Genomic DNA, 2,967 nt, shown 5'->3' with positions numbered 1-2,967 from the left:
GCGCAATCTCTACCAACGAACCAGTTTTGCTCTTGTCCTCGCCAAATTCAGGGCACGCCGAGGTTCACGTCGCATTCCCACAGAATAATCAGAGCAAACCGCTCGATTTTCACTATCTCGAACATCTTAGCTGGCTAAACTCTATTGGTAGTGCGGATGGTCAAGCGGATCGTGACACCAACGCCTGGACCACTGATCTGGCTGTTGGCTATTGGCTGTCGGGCAAGCCTGACGATCTGTCGGACATGTTGCGCCGAATTTCCGGCGTATTCAATCCCATCACCCTGCCACGCGATTTTGCCGAGCAGGAAAAGACCATCCTGCAGCGGGAATATGATCTGCGTATGGGCGATAACATCAATGCGAGGGCATACATGGAAATGAACGCCTTTCTGTATCAGGGCAACGCCATTGCCGCATCGCCCCTTGGCACTCCGGAGCAGATCGCCGCCCTGGATTACGACCAGGCCCGCGCCCTGCATGACCAAACGCACCGCCCTGAAAATGCGACCCTTGTGGTGGTTGGCAATGTCACCGAAAACGAATTGCAGCGCGCGATGGAGGCGGCAGGGCTGGCGGGTAAGCTGGATCATTCCGTAGAAATTGCCCCGCCACCCTTTGTGCTTACCGCCTCCGAAACCCGCATTTTCACCTTTACCAAGTCTGAGGCCGCCCCGCGTATGATCTGGCGCAAGGTGGTGACGCTGGATCAGCCGGTGGATTTCGACCTGCTGGAGATCCAGACAGCCCTTTTGAGCGATATCCTTGACAACAACTTGCCCGGCGGGCTGGCTGGCCCCTTGCGTTTTGATGCCTTTATCGCGCGCCGTTTTGATATCTCGGTATTTCCGCTGGACGAACGCCATATCGAGCTACAATTTTCCGCCGCACCGGATCAGAATGTATCATTTGCCGATTTGCGTGAGGCGTTCGAGGCTTCTCTGTCCGCCTCGGCCCAAGGTGTTCCGCCAGATACATGGCAGCGAGTGCGAGGGCGGTTCAAGACCTATTGGCCCGATTGGAATGATGAAAAAGCCATAGGCGCTTGGATGGCCAATTATGTGCTGGCGCGGGTCAAGAGCCTACGCGCGCCCTTGAGCCAAACCGAATTACGCGGGCTTGATGCACTGCTTGCCCGCGAAGACATCAACAAATTACTTGGGGCACTGGACGGTCCAGGACGAACCGCCATTGCCTTCATCGGAAAGGATACAGAATGATACGGATGATTATGGCCACGGCACTAGCCCTATTGCTTGTCGACTGCAAAGCGGATGCCCCGCAAGCCAGCAGCGAGACCAGTCCCGGTGGCATTGCCTACAGCCGCCTGTATCTTCCCGATGCCAAGGATGTTGCCATCCAGATTGCCTGGTCGACCGATTGGGTCAGCCGTGATGATGTCAATCAGGCGGTGCCCTATATCGGCGCAGATCTGGTATTATCTGGCGGGGCCGAGGGTTTTCCTGCCGGGCAGGCAGTCGAGGATTTTGCCGATTTGCAGGCCCAAGCCCGACTGAGTGTAACTCCGGACAACATCTTGGGGTCAATTGTGGTGCCGAGTGCAAACTTGGACAAAGCCGTGCAGATTGCTAACGCCCATCTGCGTGCACCATTGCTGGATGATAATTGGCTCGCCCGTATCCGCGATGGGTTCGCGGCCCGAATGGCCGAAACCAGTGCACGCCCCGAAAGCCAGGGATTTGCGGCCCTGCGCTGGGCGGTATTCGGCGAAATACCAATCAGGGAAGCTCTGTCACTTGATCGGCCTGGAATAATTGAAGCGGTTACCCATGATGACGTGTTAGCATGGCATAACGCTGTGTTTTCCCGATCCAACACAAAGGTGGCGATTGCCGGCGCATTGGATGCCGCAGAAGCAGGCCGGATCGTCGATGCTCTTTTGGACGGGCTGCCGGAAGGAAAACCTGTTGCCCCGCTTGCGGGCAGAGCAGATTTCACTGCCAAGCGCATTCTGCTGCATATTCCGGATACACAGACAAGCACATTGGTATTTATCGCGTCGCTCCCGCCCACCGCTGATGGGGGCGAAATGGAGGATTTCATATTGGTTCGCGCTCTTGGTGGCGGAGAAAACAGCGTGCTGTTCAATGCCGTGCGCACTGAATTGCGTGCAGCTTACGGTTTCGGTGCAGGGCTGGACGGTTTCACTCGAGGTAATCGTTTTATTGTGCTCCGTGGACAGGTCGATACGGACAAACTGGCGCAAGCCGACGAGGTTGTGCGCAACGCCTATGCTGCATTTCGCAGTGAAGGACCGACGGGCGACCTTGCAGACCTAAAAGCTCCGCTCAGGGAAAATTTTCAGAAAACGTCCCGTGCCCCGGAAAACCTCGCTTTCGCCGCCTTGATGGCAGAACTGGATGGACAAGACCCGAAAATAGCTTTCGATTTAGAGCTGGTTCTTGACGAGGTGACTGGCGCTAGTCTCATGGAACGTTTGCAACAGGCCTTTCCAACCCCCGGCAGTTTTATTGTTCTGGCTGTCTCGCCGAATGCAGATGCCTTGCCGGGGGCCTGTATCATAACAAAACCAGAACAGGCTAAGGCGTGTAAATGACGAATAAAACAGGCGAAAATACAGGAGAGATCCCCCTCTCCTGGTTTGGGAAAACGCTTTGGAAATTCACACCGCTCTATATCGAGTTGCTGTTTCTTGCGATCTGCCTACGGCTGATTGGGCTGGTTGAACCGTTTATCTTTCAAGTCATCATTGACCGGATATTGCCATTTCAACGAGAAGCGTCTTTGGTGGTAATCGTCTTTGTATTCGTTGCGGTTTCTTTATTTCAACTTGGCTTTGAAGTCTTATCACAACTTCTCAGTATGCTAACGGCGAATCGCGTAACCCGGGAACTTGGGCGTCGCATATTTGGGCACCTGTTCCGGTTGCCCTTCAGCCATTTTCGCAAATGGACGGTTGGTGAAACCATTGCCCGCGTCAGCGAA

General features: G+C 54.8%; 3 protein-coding genes. All 3 read left to right on the top strand.

What is annotated here, in order from left to right; all coding sequences use genetic code 11:
- On the top strand, positions 1-1,220 hold a 1,220-nt coding region (locus ACWB12_RS07075), incomplete at its 5' end, for a M16 family metallopeptidase (RefSeq protein ID WP_479529364.1).
- A complete protein-coding gene (locus ACWB12_RS07070) occupies positions 1,217-2,578 on the top strand; it encodes a M16 family metallopeptidase (protein WP_479529363.1) in 1,362 nt (453 codons plus the stop codon). The genes ACWB12_RS07075 and ACWB12_RS07070, both read left to right, overlap by 4 nt.
- Positions 2,575-2,967 (top strand): ABC transporter transmembrane domain-containing protein (locus ACWB12_RS07065; RefSeq protein ID WP_479529362.1); only part of this gene is annotated, 393 nt, incomplete at its 3' end. The genes ACWB12_RS07070 and ACWB12_RS07065, both read left to right, overlap by 4 nt.

The organism is Profundibacter sp. (genome assembly GCF_056498605.1).
Note: the sequence above shows the minus strand (reverse complement) of the source record. Positions and strands in the feature narration are given on the sequence as shown.